21 protein-coding genes are annotated in these 23,684 nt (G+C 66.2%); 13 read left to right on the top strand and 8 right to left on the bottom strand.

Annotation, left to right across the window (positions count from 1 at the left end; all coding sequences use genetic code 11):
• Positions 1 to 58 precede the first annotated feature (58 nt).
• Both U8L64_RS07935 and U8L64_RS07940 read left to right on the top strand, forming a co-directional pair.
• Entirely contained in the window at positions 59 to 1,159 is a 1,101-nt protein-coding gene (locus tag U8L64_RS07935) for an efflux RND transporter periplasmic adaptor subunit (RefSeq protein WP_043297248.1), read from the top strand.
• Positions 1,160 to 1,164: 5 nt separating this feature from the next.
• Positions 1,165 to 4,245, top strand: coding sequence for an efflux RND transporter permease subunit (locus tag U8L64_RS07940; RefSeq protein WP_333395900.1), 3,081 nt, complete (start codon positions 1,165 to 1,167; stop codon positions 4,243 to 4,245).
• A gap of 1 nt (position 4,246) precedes the next feature.
• Here the strand turns inward: U8L64_RS07940 and U8L64_RS07945 are convergent, their stop codons facing one another.
• A complete protein-coding gene (locus tag U8L64_RS07945) occupies positions 4,247 to 4,819 on the bottom strand; it encodes a TetR/AcrR family transcriptional regulator (RefSeq protein ID WP_054093298.1) in 573 nt (190 codons plus the stop codon).
• A gap of 139 nt (positions 4,820 to 4,958) precedes the next feature.
• On the opposite strand from U8L64_RS07945, the gene U8L64_RS07950 reads away from it, so the two are divergent.
• The 3 genes from U8L64_RS07950 (at position 4,959) to U8L64_RS07960 (ending at position 7,849) form a co-directional block, all read left to right on the top strand.
• Positions 4,959 to 5,555 carry a glutathione S-transferase family protein gene (locus U8L64_RS07950; RefSeq protein ID WP_054093297.1) on the top strand — a complete coding sequence of 199 codons (597 nt, stop codon included), beginning with the start codon at positions 4,959 to 4,961 and terminating at the stop codon, positions 5,553 to 5,555.
• Between the two features lie 4 nt (positions 5,556 to 5,559).
• Positions 5,560 to 6,363, top strand: coding sequence for a Zn-dependent hydrolase (locus tag U8L64_RS07955; protein WP_442965272.1), 804 nt, complete (start codon positions 5,560 to 5,562; stop codon positions 6,361 to 6,363).
• A 148-nt stretch (positions 6,364 to 6,511) separates the two neighbouring features.
• Entirely contained in the window at positions 6,512 to 7,849 is a 1,338-nt protein-coding gene (locus tag U8L64_RS07960; protein WP_077682952.1) for a GGDEF domain-containing protein, read from the top strand.
• A 1-nt stretch (position 7,850) separates the two neighbouring features.
• On the opposite strand, the gene U8L64_RS07965 is transcribed toward U8L64_RS07960, so the two are convergent.
• The 4 genes from U8L64_RS07965 to U8L64_RS07980 form a co-directional block, all read right to left on the bottom strand.
• Complete coding sequence (locus U8L64_RS07965; RefSeq protein ID WP_333395907.1) at positions 7,851 to 8,192, bottom strand: FKBP-type peptidyl-prolyl cis-trans isomerase; 342 nt, start codon at positions 8,190 to 8,192, stop codon at positions 7,851 to 7,853.
• A gap of 75 nt (positions 8,193 to 8,267) precedes the next feature.
• Entirely contained in the window at positions 8,268 to 9,677 is a 1,410-nt protein-coding gene (gene mapR, locus U8L64_RS07970) for a GntR family transcriptional regulator MpaR (protein ID WP_333395910.1), read from the bottom strand.
• A 34-nt stretch (positions 9,678 to 9,711) separates the two neighbouring features.
• Positions 9,712 to 11,130, bottom strand: a complete 1,419-nt coding sequence (ccoG, locus tag U8L64_RS07975) for a cytochrome c oxidase accessory protein CcoG (RefSeq protein WP_273525920.1) — start codon at positions 11,128 to 11,130, stop codon at positions 9,712 to 9,714.
• Positions 11,127 to 11,357 carry a hypothetical protein gene (locus tag U8L64_RS07980; RefSeq protein WP_333395913.1) on the bottom strand — a complete coding sequence of 77 codons (231 nt, stop codon included), beginning with the start codon at positions 11,355 to 11,357 and terminating at the stop codon, positions 11,127 to 11,129. Before U8L64_RS07980 ends, ccoG begins: the two co-directional genes overlap by 4 nt.
• 70 nt (positions 11,358 to 11,427) lie before the next feature.
• Here U8L64_RS07980 and U8L64_RS07985 point away from each other — a divergent pair, with 70 nt between their 5' ends.
• The 8 genes from U8L64_RS07985 to mdoH all read left to right on the top strand — a co-directional run bounded on the left by U8L64_RS07985 (position 11,428) and on the right by mdoH (position 21,568).
• Positions 11,428 to 11,793 (top strand): CidA/LrgA family protein, encoded by a 366-nt coding sequence (locus U8L64_RS07985; RefSeq protein WP_043297240.1) that lies wholly within the window; start codon positions 11,428 to 11,430, stop codon positions 11,791 to 11,793.
• Positions 11,790 to 12,500: an LrgB family protein gene (locus U8L64_RS07990; protein ID WP_054093292.1), complete on the top strand. Its 711-nt coding sequence runs from the start codon at positions 11,790 to 11,792 to the stop codon at positions 12,498 to 12,500. The genes U8L64_RS07985 and U8L64_RS07990 overlap by 4 nt, the downstream gene beginning before the upstream one ends.
• A gap of 72 nt (positions 12,501 to 12,572) precedes the next feature.
• Positions 12,573 to 13,115, top strand: a complete 543-nt coding sequence (locus tag U8L64_RS07995) for a DUF3087 domain-containing protein (protein ID WP_043297238.1) — start codon at positions 12,573 to 12,575, stop codon at positions 13,113 to 13,115.
• A 147-nt stretch (positions 13,116 to 13,262) separates the two neighbouring features.
• Positions 13,263 to 13,961, top strand: a complete 699-nt coding sequence (locus tag U8L64_RS08000; protein ID WP_333395921.1) for a pirin family protein — start codon at positions 13,263 to 13,265, stop codon at positions 13,959 to 13,961.
• A gap of 93 nt (positions 13,962 to 14,054) precedes the next feature.
• Positions 14,055 to 14,654 carry an NAD(P)H:quinone oxidoreductase gene (gene wrbA / locus U8L64_RS08005; RefSeq protein WP_333395924.1) on the top strand — a complete coding sequence of 200 codons (600 nt, stop codon included), beginning with the start codon at positions 14,055 to 14,057 and terminating at the stop codon, positions 14,652 to 14,654.
• A gap of 297 nt (positions 14,655 to 14,951) precedes the next feature.
• Complete coding sequence (gene bglX, locus U8L64_RS08010) at positions 14,952 to 17,240, top strand: beta-glucosidase BglX (RefSeq protein ID WP_333396730.1); 2,289 nt, start codon at positions 14,952 to 14,954, stop codon at positions 17,238 to 17,240.
• A 262-nt stretch (positions 17,241 to 17,502) separates the two neighbouring features.
• Positions 17,503 to 19,020 carry a glucan biosynthesis protein G gene (locus U8L64_RS08015; RefSeq protein WP_077682957.1) on the top strand — a complete coding sequence of 506 codons (1,518 nt, stop codon included), beginning with the start codon at positions 17,503 to 17,505 and terminating at the stop codon, positions 19,018 to 19,020.
• Positions 19,013 to 21,568, top strand: coding sequence for a glucans biosynthesis glucosyltransferase MdoH (mdoH, locus tag U8L64_RS08020; protein WP_102829614.1), 2,556 nt, complete (start codon positions 19,013 to 19,015; stop codon positions 21,566 to 21,568). The genes U8L64_RS08015 and mdoH overlap by 8 nt, the downstream gene beginning before the upstream one ends.
• A gap of 128 nt (positions 21,569 to 21,696) precedes the next feature.
• Here mdoH and U8L64_RS08025 read toward each other — a convergent pair whose 3' ends face one another.
• From U8L64_RS08025 to U8L64_RS08035, 3 genes are all read right to left on the bottom strand, one after another.
• Positions 21,697 to 22,371 carry a c-type cytochrome gene (locus U8L64_RS08025; RefSeq protein ID WP_102829651.1) on the bottom strand — a complete coding sequence of 225 codons (675 nt, stop codon included), beginning with the start codon at positions 22,369 to 22,371 and terminating at the stop codon, positions 21,697 to 21,699.
• A gap of 14 nt (positions 22,372 to 22,385) precedes the next feature.
• Positions 22,386 to 23,207 carry a copper resistance protein B gene (locus U8L64_RS08030; RefSeq protein WP_442965278.1) on the bottom strand — a complete coding sequence of 274 codons (822 nt, stop codon included), beginning with the start codon at positions 23,205 to 23,207 and terminating at the stop codon, positions 22,386 to 22,388.
• 97 nt (positions 23,208 to 23,304) lie between these two features.
• The gene (locus U8L64_RS08035; RefSeq protein ID WP_333395930.1) at positions 23,305 to 23,676 is read right to left on the bottom strand and encodes a hypothetical protein; all 372 of its coding nucleotides are present in this window, start codon (positions 23,674 to 23,676) and stop codon (positions 23,305 to 23,307) included.
• Positions 23,677 to 23,684 lie beyond the last annotated feature (8 nt).

A 23,684-nucleotide genomic window follows, 5' to 3' on the forward strand; every position in this document is an offset into this window, starting at 1 on the left:
TTACTATACCCGGCAGTTTAGTATTCCCGCCCGCCTCGTGACAGAGGGAGTCTGCATCGTGTTCCGACAAGCCATCTCCATCGGCTCCCTGCTGGGGAGCGTTCTGCTGCTGGCCGCCTGCGGCAACGGCGAGCCCGAGCCGCCACCGCCGCGCCCGGTGCTGGTGGTGCAGCCGCAGCCGGCCAGCGCGATGCGCGAAAGCTACCCCGGCGAGGTGCATGCGCGCTATGAGCCGGAGCTGGCGTTCCGCATCGATGGCAAGGTCAGCGAGCGTCTGGTCGAGGCGGGCGACCGTGTGCGCAAGGACCAGCCGCTGGCGCGGCTCGATCCGCAGGACGTGCGCCTGCAGCTGGACGGCATGCGCGCCCAGGTCACGGCCGCCGAGGCCAACCTGCGGGTCGCCAAGGCGGAGTATGACCGCTACCGGGCGCTGCTCGGTCGTCAGCTGGTCAGCCAGTCGCAATTCGACAGCGCCGACAATGCCTACCGTTCCGCCGCGGCGCGTCTGCAGCAGGCGCAGGCGCAGTTCGACGTGGCCAGCAACCAGGTCGATTACGCGGTGCTGCGCGCCTCGCGCGATGGCGTCATCGCGCGCCGCAGCATCGAGGTCGGCCAGGTGGTGGCCGCCGGTCAGACGGCATTCGTCCTCGCCGCGGACGGTGAGCGCGAGGTGGCGATCAACCTGCCCGAGCAAGCGCTGGAGCGTTACCGCATCGGCCAGGAAGTCGAGGTCGAACTCTGGTCGCAACCGGGGCGGCGCTACGCCGGTCAGATTCGCGAGCTGTCGCCGGCGGCCGATCCGAACACCCGGACCTATTCGGCGCGGGTCGCCTTCAGCGATCAGGATGTACCGGCGGACCTCGGCCAGAGCGCACTGGTGACCGTGCGCCGCGCGGCGAAGGTGCCGCTTGCCGTGCCGCTGTCGGCGATCAGCGCCGAACGCGAGCAAGCCTTCGTCTGGCGTGTGCGCAACGACTCGACGCTGCAGCGGGTGGCGGTGCGCACCGGTCCCTATGGCGAGCGGCTGGTGCCGGTGCTTGAAGGGCTGCAGGCCGATGACTGGATCGTCATGGCCGGGGTGCAGCTGCTCAGCGAAGGGCAGCCGGTACGTCCGGTCGATCGCGACAACCGCCCGGTCGAGCTGGCCCCGCAGGAGTAGCCACGATGCGCTTCAACCTTTCCGCCTGGGCGCTGCACAACCGCCAGGTCGTGGTCTACCTGATGCTGCTGGTCGCCGTCGTCGGCGTGCTGTCCTACGGCAAGCTGGGGCAGAGCGAAGACCCGCCATTCACCTTCAAGGCGATGGTGATCCAGACGCAGTGGCCGGGCGCCACCGCCGAGGAAGTGTCGCGCCAAGTTACCGAGCGCATCGAGAAAAAGCTGATGGAGACCGGTGAGTACGAGCGCATCGTGTCGTTCTCGCGCCCCGGCGAATCCAACGTCACCTTCATGGCGCGCGACTCGCTGCGCTCCAAGGACATTCCCGAACTCTGGTACCAGATTCGCAAGAAGATCGGCGATATCCGCCACACCTTGCCGCCGGGCATTCAGGGTCCGTTCTTCAACGACGAGTTCGGCACCACCTTTGGCAATATCTACGCGCTGACCGGAGAGGGCTTCGACTACGCCGTGCTCAAGGATTACGCCGACCGCATCCAGCTGCAGCTGCAGCGGGTCAAGAGCGTCGGCAAGGTCGAGCTGATCGGCCTGCAGGACGAGAAGATCTGGATCGAGCTGTCCAACGTCAAGCTGGCCACCCTCGGCGTCCCGCTGGAAGCGGTGCATCAGGCGCTGCAGGCACAGAATGCGGTGAGCGCGGCGGGCTTCGTCGAAACGCCCAGCGAGCGCGTGCAGCTGCGGGTCAGCGGCAATTTCACCACCGCCGAACAGATTCGCGATTTCCCCATCCGTTTCGAGGGCCGCACCTTCCGTCTTGGCGACGTGGCTGAGGTTCGCCGCGGTTTCAACGAGCCGCCGGCGCCGCGCATGCGGTTCATGGGCGAGCCGGCGCTGGGGCTGGCGGTGTCGATGAAGGCCGGGGGCGACATTCTCATGCTCGGCGAGGCGCTGGAGCAGGAGTTTGCCCGTCTGCAGCAGGAGCTGCCGGTCGGCATGCAGCTACGCAAGGTTTCCGACCAGCCGGCAGCGGTGAAGACCGGTGTTGGCGAATTCGTCCGGGTGCTGATCGAGGCGCTGGCGATCGTTCTGCTGGTGAGCTTCTTCTCGCTCGGCATGCGCACCGGGCTGGTGGTGGCGCTGTCGATTCCGCTGGTGCTGGCGATGACCTTCGCCACCATGCATTACCTGGACATCGGCCTGCACAAGATTTCCCTCGGCGCGCTGGTGTTGGCGCTGGGCCTGCTGGTGGACGACGCGATCATTGCCGTGGAGATGATGGCGATCAAGATGGAGCAGGGCTACGACCGGCTCAAGGCCGCGAGCTTCGCCTGGACCAGTACGGCGTTCCCGATGCTGACCGGCACGCTGATCACCGCCGCCGGCTTCCTGCCGATCGCCACCGCCAACTCCAGCACTGGCGAATACACCCGCTCGATCTTCCAGGTGGTGACCATCGCGCTGATCGCCTCCTGGATCGCCGCAGTGACCTTCGTGCCGCTGCTTGGCGACAAGCTGTTGCCGGATCTCGCGGCGCGTGCCGCGCGCAAGCACGGCGGTAGCAGCGGCGGCCACGACCCGTACTCGACGGCCTTTTACCAGCGTGTACGACGCGTGGTGGCGCTGTGCGTGCGTCGGCGTAAGACGGTGATCGTGCTGACGCTGGCGGCGTTCGTCGCGGCGGTAGCGCTGTTCCGACTGGTGCCGCAGCAGTTCTTTCCGGCGTCCGGGCGGCTGGAGCTGATGGTCGACCTCAAGCTCGCCGAGGGCGCGTCGCTGAAGGCTACCGAGGCGGAGGTCCGGCGTCTGGAGACGATGCTCAAGGACCGCCCGGGGATCGATAACTACGTGGCCTACGTTGGCACCGGCTCGCCGCGCTTCTACCTGCCGCTCGACCAGCAACTGCCGGCGACCAGCTTTGCCCAGTTCGTCGTGCTGGCGCAGAGCATCGAGGCGCGCGAGGAGCTGCGCGGCTGGCTGATCGAGCGCCTGCGCGAGGATTTCAGCGCGCTGCGCGGGCGGGTGACGCGGCTGGAGAACGGCCCGCCGGTGGGTTATCCGGTGCAGTTCCGCGTCACCGGCGAGCACATCGACGTGGTACGCGCTCACGCTCGGCAGGTTGCGGCGAAGGTCGCGGAAAATCCGTACGTCGCCAACGTGCACCTGGACTGGCAAGAGCCGAGCAAGAAGGTGTTGCTCGATGTCGACCAGGACCGCGCCCGTGCGCTGGGCGTCAGCACCGCCGAGCTGTCGGAATTCCTGCGACGCACCTTCATCGGCAGCAGCGTCAGCCAGTTCCGCGAGGACAACGAGCTGATCGAGATCCTGCTGCGCGGCACCGAGCGTGAGCGCCTCGAACTGTCGATGCTGCCCAGCCTGGCCATTCCCACCGCCAGCGGCCGCAGCGTGCCGCTGGCGCAGGTGGCAACGCTGGAGTACGGCTTCGAGGAGGGCGTGATCTGGCACCGCAACCGCCTGCCGACGGTCACGGTGCGTGCGGATGTGTATGGCGATCAGCAGCCGGCCTCGCTGGTGCGGCAGATCGAGCCGACGCTGGCGGATATCCGCGCGCAGTTGCCCAGCGGCTATCTGCTGGAAGTCGGCGGTACGGTCGAGGATTCCGAGCGTGGCCAGCGTTCGGTGAACGCCGGCCTGCCGCTGTTCGTGCTGGTGGTGGTGACGCTGCTGATGGTGCAGCTCAGGAGCTTCTCGCGCTCGGCGATGGTGTTCCTCACCGCGCCGCTGGGCATCATCGGCGTCACGCTGTTCCTGTTGCTGTTCCGTCAGCCGTTCGGTTTCGTCGCGATGCTCGGCACCATCGCGCTGTCGGGGATGATCATGCGCAACTCAGTGATCCTCGTGGATCAGATCGAGCAGGACATCGGTGCCGGCCACGACCGCTTCAACGCAATCATCGACGCCACCGTGCGGCGCTTCCGGCCGATCGTGCTGACCGCGCTGGCCTCCGTGCTTGCGATGATTCCGCTGTCGCGCAGCATCTTCTTCGGGCCGATGGCGGTGGCGATCATGGGCGGGCTGATCGTCGCCACAGCACTGACGCTGCTGTTCCTGCCGGCGCTCTACGCGGCGTGGTTCCGCGTGCGCGAGTCGGAGGCCAAGCCCGCCTGATTCAGTCGGATGCGCGGATGCCGGCGGCCGCGAGCAGTTGCTCGGCCGCCGCCCGGGCGTCCCGTGCCTGGTCGCCAGGGCCTTCGATGTGCGCCATGCTCAGCGCCCCTTCGAGCAGGTACTGCAGCTGGCGCGCAAGCTGCGCGGGCGCCGGTGCATCAAGGCGCTCCAGCAGCTCGCGCAGGTAGGTCTGCAGCTCGGCCTTGTAGGCGGCCGAGCGCCGATGAATGGGGTGATCGCGGTCGTGATACTCCGCGGCGGCGTTAACGAACAGGCAGCCGCAGAAGCGCCCGTCGCCGTGGATCATGCCGTGCAGGCCGTCGAATATTCCCAGCAGCGCCGCGCGCGGCGGCAGCTTCGCGGCGCGTTCGCGCAGGCGCGCGAGCATCGCCTCGTGGCGCGCGTCGAGCACGGCGACGATCAGCTCATCCTTGGATTTGAAGTGCTTGTACAGGGTCATCTTGGCCACGCCGGATTCGGCCAGAATCCGGTCGATGCCCGTGGCGTGATAGCCGTCGCGATAGAACAGGTCTTCGGCGGTGCTGAGCAGCTGGTCGCGCTTGTTCGATGCCATGAGTGCCTCCTTCGGAACGGCCATTATGCGCGAGCGTTCCCTGCGCGCTCCAGTTGCCGTCCGTTGGTCATCTTTGCGCTTGAAGTGTACAGACAGGTCTGTCTATTATCCAGTGCACAACAACCACGAGGGTGTGACCATGAAACTCCACGACATGACGCTGTCCGGCAATTGCCACAAGGTGCGTCTGTTTCTCAGCCTGATCGGCCAGCCTGTCGAGCTGCTCCCGGTCGATCTGCTGAAGGGCGAGCAGAAGCAGCCGGCGTTTCGCGCCATCAATCCGCGCGGGCAGGTGCCTGCGCTGGAAGATGGCGAGTTCCGCCTGGGCGATTCGCAGGCGATCCTGGTCTACCTGGCGCGGCGTTATGCCGATGAGTGCTGGTACCCGCTGGAGGCCGAAACGCAGGGTCGGATCGCCGGCTGGCTGAGCTTCGCCGCCAATGAAACGCAGCACGGCCCGGCCACGGTGCGGGTGGGCAAGCTGTTCGGCATGCCGATCGATGCGGAGCTGGCGCAGGCCCGCGCGCTGAGCGCGTTGCGCGTCCTCGAACGGCATCTGGCCGTGCACGACTGGCTCGCGGAAACGGCGCAGCCGACCATTGCCGACATCGCCGTGTATCCCAATGTCGCGCTGGGCGGCGACGGCGGTCTGGACCTCAGCCAATATCCGGCGCTGCAAGCCTGGTTCGCCCGCATCCGCGCGCTGCCTGGCTATGTCGGCATGCCTGGGTTGTAAGGCCATGTTCGCGCGAAACGGCCGGGCGCCCGCCAAGCGTTTCCGGTCGTCAACCGGGGCGGCACGGCTGCTGGGGCTGCTCGCGGTGCTCATGCTCGGTGTGGTCGGCAGCGCGGCGGCTGCCGACGGGGTGCGCTTCAGCCTGGTCAAAACGGCGCAGAGCGACAGCCGAAGCGAATATTCCTGGCGCCGCGGCGGCTGGCAGCAATCACCCCCGGTCAACCACCTGGCGATCCTCATCGAGCATGGCCAGACCCGCTTGCTGTTCGGCACCGGGCTGGGGCGCCAGATCGATGCCCAGGTGGATGCCGAGGTGCCGTGGCGCCTCAAGCATTACGGCGAGGTACATGCGGTACGCGACCAGCTCGAGCGTGACGGTCTGACGGTCGATCGCATTCTGCTCGGCTGCGTGCGCTGGGAGCACGCGTCGGGGCTGGCCGATTATCCGGAGGTGCCCGTCGCGGCCAGCGCGGACAGTCTGCGCTACCTGCGGGCCGCGACACCGCCTGCGGTGTTGCCGAGCCAGTTCCGCCATGCGGTCCGCTGGCAGACGCTGCAGTTCGAGTCCGGACCGTATCTTGACTATGCGCGGAGTCTGGACCTGTTCGGTGACGGTGCGCTGGTGCTGGTGCCGCTGGAAGGGCATGGCGCGCTTGGAATTTTCCTGACGCTGGCCGACGGACGCCGCTTCTTCTTCCGTGGCGACGGTCAATCTGCGCAGCGACCTGAGGCGGCAGCGGCCGTTGCGCCGCTGACGGAGGCCGCTGCGCAAGCCGCGCTGGGCTTTTATCCACGCTGGATTCAGTGAAGGCGAGACGCGGTAAAAAAACCTCACGAACAACCTCCATTTAGGCAATGCGTTGCCAGGCGGATTAAGCCATGATGTGCCAAACGTGAAGACTGCGTCACAGTCTGATTGGCTAATCGTGCCGAAGAGCCGAAGCAGGTCTGCCGCGATGAAAACGGAAAACTACGCGCCGCTGGCGAGTGTCATCGATCTGTTGCTCGACGCCATCTGCGTCGTCGATGCGCAGGGCAATTTCGTTTTCGTCAGTGCGGCCTGCGAGCGCATCTTCGGCTATACGCCGGAGGAGATGCTCGGCAAGCGGATGATCGAGATGGTCTATCCCGAGGATCGGGCGCGTACTTTGGCCGCGGCGGAGGAGGTGATGGTCGGTCAGCCGCTGTTGCATTTCGAGAACCGCTACGTGCGCAAGGACGGCACGGTCGTGCACATCATGTGGTCGGCCTGCTGGTCGACCGACAACAAGCTGCGCATCGGCGTGGCGCGGGACATCACCCGGCGCAAGCAGTCCGAAGCGATGCAGGCGGCGCTCTATTCGATCTCCGAAGCGGCACACGCGGCCAAGGACCTTGCCGCGCTGTATCAGCAGATCCACCTGACCGTGGCCCAGCTACTGCCGGTCGACGATTTCATCGTTGCCATTCGTGATTCCGCCAGCGGCGAATTGGGCTACCCCTACCAGGCGCTCGCGCCCGATTCGCTGGCCCCACCGCCGGAGCCGGTGGCTTCCCTGTGTTTTTCCGTGCTGCATGGCGGCCAGCCGCTGCGCTTCAATGCGCAATCGGTGCCGATGCTGGTGCTGCCGTTGAACAGCGCCGATGCGGCGTGCTGGCTGGGCGTGCCGCTCAACTCGCGCGAAGGCGTGATCGGCGCGCTGCTGCTGAAGAGCAAAGGCGTGCCGTACACCGAGAAAGACCAGGAGCTGTTGCAGTTCGTGTCCACCCAGGTGGTCACCGCCATCGAGCGCAAACAGCTGTACGCACGCCTGCAGCGCATGGCCCAGTACGATGAACTGACCGGCGTGCCGAATCGTGCCTGTTTCGCCGACCGCCTGGGCACAGCGCTGGCACGGGTGCGGCGCAACGGTGGGCGGTTCGCCTTGCTCTACATCGATCTGGATCGTTTCAAGCAGGTCAACGACAGCTTCGGCCACAGTGCCGGCGATCATCTGCTGCGGGCGGTCGCCGAGCGGCTGGTGCACTGTGTGCGCGACAGCGATACGGTCGCCCGGCTGGGCGGCGACGAGTTCGTGGTGTTGCTGGAAAGCATCGCGCATCCGGCGGACGCCGAGCGGGTCGTCGACAAGATTCGCGCGGCGTTCGAGCAGCCGGTGGATCTGGTCGGCCACCAGCTGGTTGCTGGCCTGAGCATCGGCATCGCGCATTATCCCGAGGACGGCGAGGCCGAGGCGCAACTGCTCAAGCAGGCCGACGACCGCATGTACCTGATCAAGGCGCGCCGCCGCCAGCAGCCGCTGGATTGCGCCTGACTCAATCGTCGCGGGTCAGCACTTCCAGCAGTTCGATCTCGAAGTGCAGATTCGAATTCGGCTTGATGTGCGCGCCGACCTGGCGCTCGCCATAGGCCAGATGCGCTGGCACGAACAGCTTGCGCTTGCCGCCGACCTTCATGCCCATCAGACCGATATCCCAACCCTTGATCACCCGTCCGCTGCCGATCACGCATTGAAAGGGCCTGCCGCGTTCGTAGGAGGAATCGAACACGGTGCCGTCTTCCAGCGTGCCGCGGTAGTGGGTGGTGATCAGCGCGCCCTTGACCACGGCCTTGCCGTCGCCGGGCTGGATATCCTCGATCAGCAGCTCGTCGCTCATCGTCGTCTCGTAAACGTTGGGAAAGGGGCGGCTTTTTCGCAGGAATCGCGGGCCCTGGCAAGCGTGCCCGGGCGTTCAGAACGACTTGAGCATCCGCCCCAGCAGCGCCATTGCGTCTTCGCTGCGCGCGTCCCACGGGTGTCCGTGGTTCAGCCGCGCGCAGTTGCGAAAGCGCCGGGTCGCCGAGAAGATCGGCCCCGGTGCCAGGCTGATGCCCTGGGCCAGCGCCAGTTGCAGCAGCTGCAGCGAATCCACCTGCTCGGGAAACTCGAACCAGAGAAAATAGCCGCCGCTGGGCCGCGTGACCCGCGTGCTGGCCGGGAAATGCCGGGCGGCGGAGGCGAGCATTGCCCCCTGCTGCATTTCCAGCGCATGGCGCAGCTTGCGCAGATGACGGTCGTAGCCGCCGTGCTGCAGGTAGTCGGCGATGGCCGCCTGCGCCGGCACCGAGGGTGAGATAGTGGTCATCAGCTTGAGCCGGGCGATCTGCTCGGCAAAGCGCCCGCCGGCGACCCAGCCGACGCGGTAGCCGGGCGCCAGGCTCTTGGAAAAGGAGCCGCAGTGCATCACCAGGCCGTCGCGGTCGTGGCTCTTTACCGGGCGCGGCGGCTCGCGGGTGAAGTACAGCTCGGCGTAAACGTCGTCCTCGATCAGCGGCACCTGATGGTGCTGCAGCAGATCGTAGAGCTGCTGCTTCTTCGCCTCGCCCATGCTCGCGCCCAGCGGGTTCTGCAGGCTGCTCATGAACCAGCAGGCCTTGATCGGCAGGTGCGCCAGGCGGTCGGCGAGGATGTCGAGGTCGATGCCTTCGCGCGGGTGGACGGGAATCTCCACCGCCTTGAGCTTGAGCCGTTCCAGCACCTGCAGCGTGGCGTAGAAGGCCGGCGCCTCGATCGCCACCAAATCGCCCGGCTCGGTCACCACCTGCAGGCAGAGGTTCAGCGCTTCCATGGCGCCGGTGGTGATCACCAGCTCGTCCATCGGCAGCATCACGCCGCTGACCATGTAGCGCAGGGCGATCTGCCGGCGCAGGTCGGGATTGCCGGCGGTCATCTCGGCGATCACCTCGCGCGCCGGCATGTCGCGCACGCTCTGCGCCATCGAGCGCGCCAGGCGCGGCAGCGGAAACAGCTCGGGGCTGGGAAAGGCCGAACCGAACGGCACCGTGGCCGGATCGCGCAGCGAGGCGAGCACCGAGAACACCAGTTCGCTGACGTCCACATCGGTGGTTTCCGCGGGGCGCGCGCCGATCTCCGGCTCGTGCAGCGGACGTTTGGCGTGTTCGCGGACGAAATAGCCCGAGCGCGCCCGCGCCTGGATCAGCCCGCGATCCTCCAGCAGGTAGTAGGCTTGGAACACCGTGGACGGGCTGACGCCGTAGGTGCGGCTGGCGTGGCGCACCGAGGGCACCTTCTGTCCGGGGGCGAGCACGCCGCTGCGGATCAGCTCGGCAATCTCGTCGGCGAACTTTTCGTAGCGCTTCATCGGGACCCTGATGGTGGCGGGTAGAGCGGCCAGTCTACTGGTGCAGCGCGGCGAGGGGAGCGACGAAGGTGCTCGGCGTGCGCACCCGGCTGGCCGGTTGGGCCAGGTCGCGGGCCTCGAAATGCACTTCCTGGCTGAATTCGCGCGTGTCGTCGAGCAGCGCGACGCTGACCGGCAGATCGGCGATCTCGCCCGGCGCCAGGCTGACCTCGGTCGGGCCGTGCAGCGCGAACGGACCGTCCGTCAGCGTCAGTGCGTAGCGGCGCGGTTGCTGCGTTTTGTTGATCAGCTTGAGGCGATACATGTTCTCGATCTGCCCCTGCATGTTCTCGCGGTACAGTGTGCGGTCGCGTGTGACGTCCAACTGCAGTTGCGGCCGTGCCTCCAGCGCCCAGATGAAGGCACCGATCATCGCCATCAGCGCCACGGCATAAGCGACCAGGCGTGGCCGGAAGAAGCGTGTCGCGCCACCGTTGAGTGCGCGTTCGGAGGTGTAGCGCAGCAGGCCACGGGCATAGCCCATCCGGTCCATGACGCCGTCGCAGACGTCGATGCAGGCACCGCAGCTGATGCAGTCCAGCTGCAGCCCATCGCGGATGTCGATGCCGGTGGGGCAAACCTGTACGCACAGCGTGCAGTCGATGCAGTCGCCCAGATTCTGCGCGCGTGGGTCGCTGTCCTTGCGCCGCGCGCCGCGGGCTTCGCCACGCGCGGCATCATAGGAGACCAGCAGGGTATCGGCGTCGAACATCACGCTCTGGAAGCGCGAGTACGGACACATGTGCAGGCACACCTGTTCGCGCAGCCAGCCGGCGTTGAGGTAGGTGGCGGCGGTGAAGAACAGCAGCCAGAAGGCGCTGGTGAGGCCGATGTCCAGGCGCGTGAGGTCGCCCACCAGTTCGCGCACTGGTGTGAAGTAGCCGACGAAGGTCAGCGCGGTGGCCAGGCTGATCGCCAGCCACAGCGCGTGCTTGGCGCTGCGGCGCAGCAGCTTGCCGGGCGACCAGGGCGCGGCGTCGAGCTTGATGCGCTGCAGGCGGTCGCCTTCGGTGACTTTCTCCGCCCACATGAACATCCAGGTCCAGCTGCTCTGCGGGCAGGCGTAGCCGCACCAGACGCGGCCGGCCAGTACGGTGATGAAGAACAGGCCGAACGCCGCGATGATCAGGAGCGCCGAGAGCAGGATGAAATCCTGCGGCCAGAAGGTCGCGCCGAAGATATGGAACTGCTGCTGACCGAGATCCCACAGCACCGCCTGGCGACCGTTCCAGTTCAGCCAGACGGTGCCGAAGTAGAGCAGCATGAGCAGGCCGCCGCCCAACAGGCGCAGGTTACGGAAATAGCCGCTGAAGCTGCGGGTGTGAATCGGCCCGCCGCTTTGCGCGGGCGTGAGGCGAATAGGCGTGCTCGCGTCGACGGTTTCGATGAGTTGTGCGGGGATGCGGTCGTTCATTTGGCGCTCGCCTCATGGGCAGTTCGGGCGAGCGGATGATCGGTGGCGCAGCAACTGCATAACAGACTCAGATGAAACGCATAAATACGGATCAGATGGCGTTCAGTGCCGCGGCAAAACCGTGCTGACGCGCGCAGTTGACCTGTATCAGCACCTTGCTTTGTATACAGCTGATCCGCTTTTTTTGCGTGCATCTGATCCTGTTGCGCAACGGCCACTGCGTCCATAGTCGGAGCCTTTTGCATTGAGGGGGACGCCGGCAATGAACCAGCAACCGCGGCACGGGGAGGGCGCACGATGATTCTTCAAGGGTTGACCTGGCTGGTGCTGCTGCAGCTGCTTGGCCATGTGCTGAATCTCGTACTGCTGCCGGCGTTGCCGGGGCCGATTCTCGGCATGCTGCTGCTGTTCGTCCTGCTGCTGGCGCGTCGCGGAATTCCCGAGTCGCTGGAAAAGACCGCCGCGCTGCTGCTGCAGTACCTGCCGCTGCTATTGATCGTCCCGGCCGCCGGGATCATGACCAGCGGCTCGGCACTGCTCGATGACCTGCCGGCCATCGCCGCGGGGCTGGTGCTGTCGCTGCTGATTACCGTGCCGTTCTGTGGCTGGCTGATGCAGCGGCTGATCCGCCGTCAGGAGCGACGTGCGGAGGATCAGACATGAGCGTGCTCGACTGGCGCTTGGCTTGGAATGACGTGCTGGCGCATTCACTGTTTGCCGTGGTGCTTACGCTGATTGCCTTCCAGCTGGCGCTGATGCTGTACCGGCGCAGCGGCTGGTTGGTGTTGCAGCCGGTGATGATCGGCATGCTGCTGGTGGTCGCCACGCTGACGCTGGTCGGCGTGGAGTACCCGCGCTACCGCGAGGGCGCCGCGCCGATCGCCATGCTGCTGGGGCCGGCCACCGTGGCGCTGGCGGTACCGCTGTACCGTCACCTGCGGCGCATTCGCCAGTTGTTCTGGCCGATCGTCATCACGCTGGTGGTCGGCGGGGTGCTCTGTGTGGCGCTCACCCTGGCAATCGCCTGGCTGCTGGGCGCCGAACTGCCGGTGCTGATGAGCCTGGCGCCGAAGTCCGCGACCATGCCGATCGCCATGCTGGTGGCCGAGGAGCTGGGCGGCCTGGCTTCGCTGGCGGCGGTGTTCGTCATGCTCACCGGTGTCATCGGTACCGCGCTGGGACCGCTGCTGCTGCGCTGGGCGGGCGTGGAGCACCCGGCGGCGCGCGGCTTGAGTTACGGCATCAACGCGCACGCCATCGGCACCGCCCGGGCGCTGGAGGAGGGCGACGAGTGCGGCGCCTTCGCGGCGCTGGGGATGAGTCTGCTGGGCATTCTGATTGCGCTGCTGCTGCCGTTCGCGCTGGGGTGAGGAATGCCGAGCGGGGTGGGCGCATTTGTGGCGATAATCCACGCCCCGTTCGACCCCGCAAAGGAATCCGTCATGGTGGTTTTCGAGATCCAACCGATGAGCGCCGAGCGTTATCGGCAGCAGACGCGACGCAGCACGATGGTGGTCATCGCGATCTTCGCCGTGCTGGCAATGGGGCTTGCCGCGGTGGCGGTGGCGTTGTTCGGCGAGCCGGGCGGCGACAACCTGCGCTGGAACATCGGCGGCGTGCTGGCTGGCTTGCTGCTCACCGTGGTGCTGGTGCGTGCGCTGTTCTGGCAACAACCCTGGATGGCGGCTGCCGCCTATGGCTGGCGGCTCAAGCGCAGCCTGATGAGCGTCACCAACCTGATGCATCAGGTGCAGGCCGGCGTCGCCGCACGTGATCCGCAGGCCATACAGCTGCTGCGTTTCTACCATCTGGGGCTCTCCCAGATGCACCAGCTGGACGGTAACAGCGTCGCGCTCAGCGATGCGACGCGCGAGATCGACCAGCACCGCGAACTGATGGAGTCGCTGGGCATGGACATCGATCAGCGGCAGCTGGATAGCGCCTGGCTGGAGACGGTCAAGCGCTTCCCGGCGGCAAAGAAGTAACGTCTGCGGAGCGGTATCGGACGTAAATAATCGAATTGTTCGATGTTTGGCGCGCGAAAATTGCACTCATTTCGTCATTGAATCAATACATCATGGCTCCACGTTCGCTGCGCCGGCCCCGGCCGGACAGCCTCAAAGGAGATTGCCATGATCGAACTGCGTCCCCATGACAGCCTTGGCCATGCCCATCACGGCTGGCTGAATGCCCGTCACCATTTTTCCTTCGCCGACTATCACGACCCGGCACGCATGCACTGGGGCCGGCTGCGCGTCTGGAACGACGACACGATCGCACCGCAGTCAGGTTTCCCCGCGCATCCGCACCGCGACATGGAAATCATCACCTACGTGCGCCAGGGCGCCATCACCCACGAGGACAGCCTGAGCAATCGCGGCCGCACGGTTGCCGGCGATGTGCAGGTCATGAGCGCCGGCACCGGCATCGTCCATAGCGAGTACAACCTCGAGGACGAGGAAACCCGCATCTTCCAGATCTGGATCTTCCCCGAGCGCTCCGGCCTGGCGCCGTCCTGGGGCACCCGGCCGTTTCCCCGCGGCGAGCGTGCCGGCGCGTTCGTCACGCTGGCCAGCGGCATACCGGACGATGCCGAGGTGCTGCCGATCCGTGCCAACGCACGATTGGTGGCGGCGACGCTGGCGGCCGGGCAAAGCGCGGACTATTCCATAGGGAACGGCCGCAAGGTCTATCTGGTGCCCGCCAGTGGGCGCCTCGACATCAACGGCGTGCAGGCCGCGGCCGGTGACGGCGTGGCGGTGCGCGATGAAGCGCAACTGACCGTCACGGCGTTGGAAGACAGCGAGATCGTGTTGGTTGACGTGACCTGAGCCGGATTGACGTTGCACCTGTTTCACCGGGTTGCCGGAACGATGGACAACCCGCACTTTCAGAAACCCCGAACCCTCCCAGGAGATAGCAAGATGGCGAAGATTCTCGTGCTGTATCACTCGATGTACGGCCATATCGAAACGATGGCCAATGCCGTGGCCGAGGGCGCGCGCCGCGTCGCCGGTGCCGAGGTGACCATCAAGCGCGTGCCGGAAACCATGCCGGCCGAGGTATTCAAGAATGCCGGCGGCAAGAGCGATCAGGCCGCGCCCGTGGCGAGCCCGGCCGAACTGCCCGACTACGACGCGATCATCTTCGGTACGCCGACCCGCTTCGGCAACATGTCCGGGCAGATGCGCAATTTCCTCGACCAGACCGGCGGCCTGTGGGCCAAGGGCGCGTTGCATGGCAAGGTGGCCAGCGTGTTCAGCTCGACCGGCACCGGCGGCGGCCAGGAGATGACCATCACCTCGACCTGGACCACCCTGGCGCACCACGGAATGATCATCGTGCCGATCGGTTATGGCACCAGCGAGCTGTTCGACATCTCCGAAACCAATGGCGGCACACCCTATGGCGCCACCACCATCGCCGGCGGCGACGGCTCTCGCCAGCCTTCGCAGAAGGAGCTGAACATTGCGCGCTTCCAGGGCGAGCACGTCGCCAAGCTGACGGTGAAGCTCAAGGGCTGAGGCTGCGCCGCCGTTCCCGTGCCGCGCGCCTGCGCGGCGTTGCTGCACCCGCCGTGCCGGCTGTCCGCTGGTGCGGCGTTCCCCCCTGTTGAAAGCCGGGCGGCCGCCTGGCCGTTCGGCCCTTCTCCTGTTTGGCGACGCCCCTCTGGTTTGTCCGGGGTCCGGCGCGTCATACTTCTGCGCCGAGCGCTCGGTGTGGTCGCATGCATCCTGCGGCGCCGAGGTCTCATTTAGCGGTCGTAGCGACCGTACCTTCCCGCAGCAACGAGATTCCCGATGAAACCCCAACTGCCGTTGGTGAAAAGACTCCCCGTGTTCGGTCTGCTCGCCGGATTTTTCATGCACGCCGCCATCGCCGCCGAGTCTCCTGCGCTGGACGACAAGCAGGCGTTCATCGACAGCCTGATCGAGCGCATGACCCTCGAGGAGAAGATTGGCCAGTTGCGGCTGATCAGCATCGGCGCAGACATGCCGCAGCCGAAGATTCTCGAGGAACTGCAGGCGGGCCACATCGGCGGCACCTTCAATAGCGTCACCCGCCACGACAACCGCCCCATGCAGGAAGCCGCGCGGCGCAGCCGCCTGGGAATTCCGATCTTCTTCGCTTACGACGTGGTGCATGGTCACCGCACGATCTTCCCGATCGGCCTCGGCCTGGCGTCGAGCTGGAATCTGCCGACCATCGCCCGCAGCGGTCGCGTGGCGGCCATCGAAGCCAGCGCCGACGGGCTGGACATGACCTTCGCGCCAACCGTGGACATTTCCCGCGACCCGCGCTGGGGGCGCACCTCCGAAGGCTTCGGCGAAGATCCGTATCTGGTTTCGGAAATCGCCCGCACGATGGTCAAGGCCTATCAGGGCGAATCCGTCGCGGCGCCGGACAGCATCATGGCAAGCGTCAAGCATTTCGCGCTGTACGGCGCGGTGGAGGGCGGGCGCGACTACAACGTGGTCGATATGAGCCCGATGCGCATGCACCAGGACTTCCTCCCGCCGTACCGCGCGGCCGTGGAGGCAGGCGCCGGTGGCGTGATGGTCGCGCTGAACGCCATCAACGGCGTGCCGGCGAGCGCCAACAGCTGGCTGCTGCGTGACCTGTTGCGCCGCGACTGGGGCTTTCGCGGGATGACCGTCAGCGACCACGGCGCGATCAGCGAGCTGCTGCGCCACGGCGTCGCGCAGGACGGGCGCGAGGCGGCGCGGCTTGCGCTCAAGGCGGGTATCGACATGAGCATGGCCGACTCGCTGTACCGCGACGAACTGCCCGGGCTGGTACGTGATGGCGAAGTCGAGATCGGCGAGATCGACGCTGCGGTGCGCGAGGTGCTGGGCGCCAAGTACGACATGGGCCTGTTCCACGATCCGCTGCGGCGCATCGGTGCAGCCGCCGACGATCCGCAGGACGTCAATGCCGAGAGCCGTTTGCACCGGGCGGAGGCGCGTGCGGTGGCGCGCGAATCGCTGGTGCTGCTGGAGAACCGCGCGCAGACGCTGCCGCTGAAGAAAAGCGGCACCATTGCACTGGTCGGCCCGCTGGCCGATTCGCCGCTCGACATGCTCGGCAGCTGGTCGGCCGCCGGTGTTGCCGCGCAGGCGGTGACGCTGCGTCAGGGGCTGACCGCGGCACTGTCCGGCAAGGCGACGCTGCTCCATGCCCGCGGCGCCAACATCACCGACGATCCGCACCTCGTCGAATACCTGAACTTCCTCAACTGGGACACGCCCGAAGTGGTGCAGGACCCGCGCCCGGCCGCGCAGATGATCGCCGAAGCGGTCGCTGCCGCCGAACGTGCCGATGTGGTGATTGCCGCCGTCGGTGAATCGCGCGGCATGTCCCACGAGAGTTCGAGCCGCACCAGTCTGCAGATTCCACCCAGCCAGCAGGCGCTGCTACGCGCGCTCAAGGCAACCGGCAAGCCGCTGGTGCTGGTGCTGATGAACGGCCGGCCGCTGGAGCTTGGCTGGGCCAAGGCCAACGCTGATGCGATCCTGGAAACCTGGTTCAGCGGCACCGAAGGCGGTCATGCGATCGCCGACGTGCTGTTCGGCGACTACAACCCTTCCGGCAAGCTGCCGATCTCCTTTCCGCGTTCGGTGGGACAGATTCCCACCTACTACAATCACCTGCGCGTCGGGCGTCCCTATGTCGAGGGCAAGCCGGGCAACTACACCTCGCAGTACTTCGAGGAACCCACCGGCCCGCTGTACCCGTTCGGCTACGGCCTGAGCTATACCGATTTCGAGCTGTCGCACGTGTCCCTGTCGAGTGCCGAGCTGCGCCTGCCGGGCACCTTGCAGGCGAGCGTGAAGGTGAAGAACAGCGGTTCGCGTGACGGTGCTGCGGTGGTCCAGCTGTACATCCGCGATCAGGTGGCGTCGGTGATTCGCCCGGTCAAAGAACTCAAGGCGTTTCGCAAGGTCATGCTCAAGGCCGGCGAGGAGCGTGAGGTCCGCTTCGACATCGGCGAGAAAGATCTGCGGTTCTTCAATGCCCAGCTGCGGCAGGTGGCCGAGCCTGGCGAATTCGAGGTGCAGATCGGGCTCGATTCGCAGCAGGTACGCAGCGCCGCATTCATCTTGCGCTGAGTGACTGTGACGCCCGCCTGCCGCCGGCTTGCCGATGCGGCAGCTGGCCGCAGGTAAGGTGCGCGACCATCTATCCGGCCTGTGTCCGGCGTGGGATGATGCGCCGCCTCGATTGACCCGGCGCGGGAATCATTTAACCCGACGGCAGACCAACAGACAGACCGGCGCCGATCGATGGCCGGCATCATCGTGAAAATCAGGAGGGGATGTGTCACGAAACATTGGTTTCAGGGCAGGCACGCGTAGCGGACGCCTGCTGGGCATGGCGCTGGGCCTGTCCATGAGTCTGTTTGCCGGCAACGGCTGGGCATTCGGCCTTGACGACGTGGCGAAGAAGGCCGAGGAGCTGGCGGCTGCCAACTACGCCGCGCCGCAAAGCAACCTGCCGGAAGTGTTCCGCAGCATGGCGTTCGCCGACTACCAGCAACTGCGTTTCCGTCCCGACAAGGCGCTCTGGCACGACGCGAAGACCCCGTTCGAGGTGCAGTTCTATCACCAGGGCATGCATTTCAACGTCCCGGTGAAGATCAACGAGATCACCAGCAAGGGCGTCAAGGAAGTCCGCTACGACCCGCAGATGTTCGATTTCGGCCAGGTACAGATCGAACCTGCCGCCCTGGAGAACCTCGGTTTCGCCGGCTTCAAGGTGCTTTATCCGCTGAACGAGCCAAAAAAGGCCGATGAGCTGATCACCCTGCTCGGCGCCAGCTATTTTCGCGTGATCGGCAAGGGTCAGGTCTACGGCCTCTCGGCGCGGGGATTGGCCATCGACACCGCCTTGCCGAGCGGCGAGGAGTTTCCGAGCTTCCGTGAATTCTGGATCGAGCGGCCGCAGGCCGACCGGCGCAACCTGGTGATCTACGCACTGCTGGATTCGCCGCGCGCCACCGGTGCCTATCGCATGGTGGTGACGCCAGGCAAGGACAGCACCGTCGACGTGCAGGCGCGGGTTTACCTGCGCGAGCCCGTGGAAAAGCTCGGGCTCGGCGCGCTTACCAGCATGTACCTGTTCGGCGCCAACCAGCCGAGCGTGCAGCGCAACTACCGTCCGCAGCTGCATGATTCCGAAGGCCTGGCGATTCATGCTGGCAACGGCGAGTGGATCTGGCGACCGCTGAACAACCCCAAGCGCCTGAACATCAGCAGCTACAGCGTGGAGAATCCGCGTGGTTTCGGTCTGTTGCAGCGCACCCGCGATTTCGGCCGCTACGAGGATCTGGACGACCGCTACGAGCTGCGCCCCAGCGGTTGGGTCGAGCCGACCGGCGATTGGGGCAAGGGGCACGTCGAGCTGATCGAAATCCCCACGCCGGATGAGACCAACGACAACATCGTCGCCTTCTGGGTACCCGAGCAGCGCCCGGAGCCCGGCAAGCCGCTGGACTTTGCCTATCGCCTGCATTTCACGATGGATGAACCGGCGCTGCACGACCCGGCTCTCGCCTGGGTCAGCCAGACGCGCCTGTCCACTGGCGACGTCAAGCAGTCGAACCTGATCCGTCAGCCTGACGGCAGCATCGCGCTGATCGTCGATTTCGTCGGCCCCAACCTTGCAGCGCTGCCGGCCGATGCGCCGGTGAGCACCCGGGTGAGTACCGACGACAACGCCGAACTGGTGGAAAACAGCCTGCGCTACAACCCGGTGAGCAAGGGCTGGCGCCTGACGCTGCGACTGAAAGTGCGCGATCCGGCGCGTCCGGTCGAGCTGCGCGCTGCACTGGTGGAAGGCGAGAAGACGCTTTCCGAAACCTGGAGCTACCAGATTCCGATCCATGAATAACCTGGCGTCAGCGTCCCTCGGCGGACACTATCTCGATCAACTGCCGCTGGCCGACGCCGAACGCCAGGCGCTGGCCGATGAGGTCGCGCGCGAGGGCGGCACGCTCGACGACCTGCATCGCGTCCTCGCTCAGCAGACGCCGGACACCGCGCCCGGCGTGCCGCCTTCGGCCGGTGCGCTGGGCTCGGTCGCGGCGCGGCTGAAGCTCGGCTGGGGCGATACCTTCGAGCGTGGGCGTGCGCTGATGCGCGATCACCAGGCGCGCGTCTGCATCCGCTCGACGCCGCCGATCGTGCGTACCCGCATGGTGCCCGAGCCGTGGCACACCAACGTGCTGCGCCTGAGCTGGTGGCGCCTGCTGCGCAAGAAAAACCGTGCCGTGGAGGTACCGCCGCCGGTCGAGCGCGACTCGCGCTGGCGCCAGGTGGTTGCCCTGCGCCGGACGTTGCTGCTGACGCTGATGCTGGTGCAGACCGTCATTGCCACCTGGCACATGAAGTCCGTGCTGCCCTATCAGGGCTGGGCATTGGTCGATCTGCAGGAGGTATTCCAGCAGCCGTGGCAGGAATCGGCGCGGCAGATCCTGCCCTACGTGGTGCAGACGAGCATCCTGCTGCTGTTCGCCTTGCTGTTCTGCTGGGTGTCGGTGGGCTTCTGGACGGCACTGATGGGCTTCTTCCAGCTGCTCAAGGGCCGCGACCGCTACAATATTTCCGCCAGCACGCTGGGCAACGAACCGATCCCACGCGAAGCGCGCACCGCGCTGGTGATGCCCATCGCCAACGAAGACGTGCCGCGAGTATTCGCCGGTCTGCGCGCGACCTACGAATCGCTGCTGGCCACCGGGCAGATCGAGCACTTCGACATCTTCGTGCTCAGCGACAGCAACGATCCCGATATCTGCGTAGCCGAGCAGAAGGCCTGGCTGGAGCTGTGTCGCGAGGTCGACGGCTTCGGCCATATCTTCTACCGCCGGCGCCGGCGCCGGGTGAAGCGCAAGAGCGGCAACATCGACGACTTCTGCCGTCGCTGGGGCAGCAGCTACCGCTACATGGTGGTGCTCGATGCCGACAGCGTGATGAGCGGCGATTGCCTGACCAGCCTGGTGCGGCTGATGGAGGCCAATCCGTCCGCCGGCATCATTCAGACGGCGCCCACCGCATCGGGCATGGACACCCTCTATGCGCGCATGCAGCAGTTCGCCACGCGCGTCTACGGCCCGCTGTTCACCGCCGGACTCAACTTCTGGCAGCTGGGCGAATCGCATTACTGGGGGCATAACGCGATCATCCGGGTCAAGCCGTTCATCGAGCACTGCGCGCTGGCGCCGTTGCCGGGCAAGGGCTCGTTCGCCGGTGCCATCCTCTCCCACGACTTCGTCGAGGCCGCGTTGATGCGCCGCGCCGGCTGGGGTGTGTGGATCGCCTATGACCTGCCGGGTAGCTACGAGGAACTGCCGCCCAACCTGCTCGACGAACTCAAGCGCGACCGTCGCTGGTGCCACGGCAACCTGATGAACTTCCGCCTGTTCCTGGTCAAGGGCATGCACACCGTGCACCGCTTCGTGTTCCTCACCGGCGTGATGTCCTACCTGTCGGCGCCGCTGTGGTTCATCTTCCTGGTGCTGTCCACCGGCCTGCTGGCGATTCACACCCTGATGGTGCCGGAGTACTTCCTGCAGCCGAACCAGCTCTATCCGCTGTGGCCGCAGTGGCATCCGGAAGAGGCCATCATGCTGTTCTCGGCCACGCTGACGCTGCTGTTCCTGCCCAAGCTGTTGAGCGTACTGCTCATCTGGATCAAGGGCGCGAACGAGTACGGTGGGCGGCTGCGGCTGCTGCTGTCGATGCTGCTGGAGTCGCTGTTCTCGATGCTGGCGGCGCCGGTGCGCATGCTGTTCCACACGGTGTTCGTCACCGCCGCGTTCCTCGGCTGGTCGGTGCAGTGGCAGTCGCCGCAACGTGCCGACAACGCCACCCCGTGGAGCGAGGCCCTACGGCGGCATGGTCCGCAGATGCTGCTGGGCGTGCTCTGGACAGCACTGGTGGCCTGGCTCGACCCGGCGTTCCTGTGGTGGCTGGCGCCGATCGTCGGCTCGCTGATCCTCTCGGCGCCGGTGTCGGTGATTACCAGCCGTACCGGGTTGGGGCTGGCGGCGCTGCGGCGCAAGCTGTTCCTGATTCCCGAGGAGTTCAATCCGCCGCAGGAGCTGGCGGCGACCGATCGCTACGCCCGCGAGAACCACGACAACGCTCTGCACGACGGCTTCATCGCCGCGACGGTGGACCCGCTGTACAACGCGCTGGTCTGTGGAATGGCGCGTGCGCGCCACGCCAAGGTGGTGCCGGCGGCCGAGCAGTTGCGCGAGCAGCGCATGCAGCAGATTCTCGAAGCCGGCCCCGATGGTGCTGCCGAAGCGGCGCGCTGGCGTCTGCTCAACGACCCCAACGGCATGGCGCGCCTTCATCAGCGCATCTGGCAGGATCCGCGCTATCAGGCCTGGCACGACGCCTACCAGCGCTCCAGGGCATCGTCCGCCGGCTCCTGAAACCGCAACTGGCCACGTTGCCCGGCAACGTGGCCAGTGCGTCCCCTCGAACCCGCGCGCAGCGGGTTCGCTTCGAAGAGCCGGGCTGAGCTGGCTCGTCTTCTCTGCGTTTCCCGAGTGCCCTGTGTTCAGTGCAGGTGCTGGCTGCCGTCGGCGTGCCGGTGCACGTTGCGCTGGACGGTGGTATCGGGTGCATCGGCGGGAGGGTGATGGGTGCCTTCGGTCGGTGCGTCGTGGCTGGAATGCTGGCCGCTGTGGTCGTGCATGTCGGCTTCCCCGCCGCCATGCTGGTGGCCTTCACTCTGCGCGACCAGCGCGCGGTATTGCGCCACGTCGAGCTGTGGCAGACGTTCGAGAAACGCCACCATACCCCAGATGTACGGGTCGCTCATGCTCTTGCCCCAGGCCGGCATGCCACTGGCCTTGATGCCGTGCTTGATGATCCAGAAGGCGCGCGCGGGATCGCCGCCGGTGCCGAATTGGTGAAGCTGGCGTGGCGCGGGGTAGAGGCTCGCGCTCAGTTCCGTGTCGCTCATGCCCGGCGCCAGATGGCAGCCGATGCACATGGCGCGGTAGTTGCCGGCACCCGAACGGATCAGCGCCGCATCGTTTAGATCAGGCACGTCGATGCTCCGACTGCGCACGGCGATCGAGCGCTCACGGGCGATTTCCAGCAGGCGCTCGACCACTTGCGAGTGCGGCGCATCGGCGGCGACGTTGAAGACACCGGAGTAGATGGCGCCGCCACCGACGACGGCCAGCACGGCGCCGGCCAGCGCCAAAGTCTTGATTGTTGTTTTCATGCGTGCGGCTTTGCTCAAAACCAGAATCGTATGCCGGCGACCAGGCGGGTGTCGCTGACATCCTCGTCTTCGTCACGCAGCAGGTCGGCCGTGTTGCCATAGGCGCGATTCCAGGTAACGCCGATGTAGGGCGCGAACTGGCGATTGATCTCGTAGCGCAGGCGCACTCCGAAGCCCGCATCGCTGAGCCCCGAACCGACACCACGGGCCTCGTCGTTGCGCGCGTGCAGGTTGAGTTCGGCGGTGGGTTGCAGCACCCAGCGCTGGGTCAGCAGGATGTCGTACTCGGCCTCCAGGCGCAGCGCGCTCTGGCCGCCTTCGCCGAGAAAGGCGGTGACTTCGGTTTCCAGGCCGAACAGCGGCATGCCCTGCACGCCGAAGGCCGCCCAGGTCTGTGGCGAGCCGGGCTTGAAGTCCTGGCGCACGCCGGCAACGGTTTCCCACCAGGGGCCGACGGCATGGCTCCAGAGCAGCTGCAGCTCGGCTTCTTCGGTATGACCGTCGGTGCGCTCGCCCTCGGAACGGAAGGCCAGGCGGTCGATGTCACCGCCATACCAGCCGGAGATATCCCAGGCCAGCGCGCTGCCTTCATCGGCGTCCTGCCATTCCAGTTGATCGGCCAGGAACAGGAAGTGGCTCCCTCCCTGGTGCATCGCGTGTGGCGGCAGGTCTGGGAAGGCGGCGGCGCGATCCGCATCGCTGAGCGGCGGCACTGATGCGGCCGGCGACGGGGCGGAGACGGGCGGATGCGCCATCGAGCCGTGATCCATGCCGTCATGTTGCATCGGGCTGTGTTGTGCCGCTCCGGCGTGGCTGTCATGCGCGGAATGATCCATGCCCTGCTGCGCCTGTGCCGTCGCCGCCACCATGCCGGCGGCCAGGGCGAGAACCAGCTTCGCCCCGGCAGCGCCGGCAATGCCGATCAGTTGCCGCTCAGCGGTCACGTGGTTTGTCCTTGGCGTTCCCCTTGGACGGGTTCTTGTCCCGTTGGCTGTTCTCCATGTTGCGATGCTCCAAGCCCTGACCCTGATTCACGTCACGGTGCTGCATGCTCTGGCCCATGTTGTCGTGGTCCATCATCTGGCCCTTGCCCATGTGCTCGTCGTGCATCTGCATCATGTTGCCCTGATCCATGCCTTGCTTGGCAGCGCCTCGCTGCTGCTGGGCCTGGTTGGCTTGCGAGGTGGCCGGCGTTTTCTCGGGATGGTGGCCGTCGTGCTGGTTCTGCTGTGCCTGCGCGGTGGTCAGCTGCAAGGCGGCAGCCAGGCCGCAGGCGATCAGGATGTTTTGCTTGAGCGTGTTCATAGATTTCT

Source organism: Pseudomonas sp. FIP_A4, assembly GCF_036701605.1.
Classification (GTDB): Bacteria; Pseudomonadota; Gammaproteobacteria; order Pseudomonadales; family Pseudomonadaceae; genus Stutzerimonas; species Stutzerimonas phenolilytica.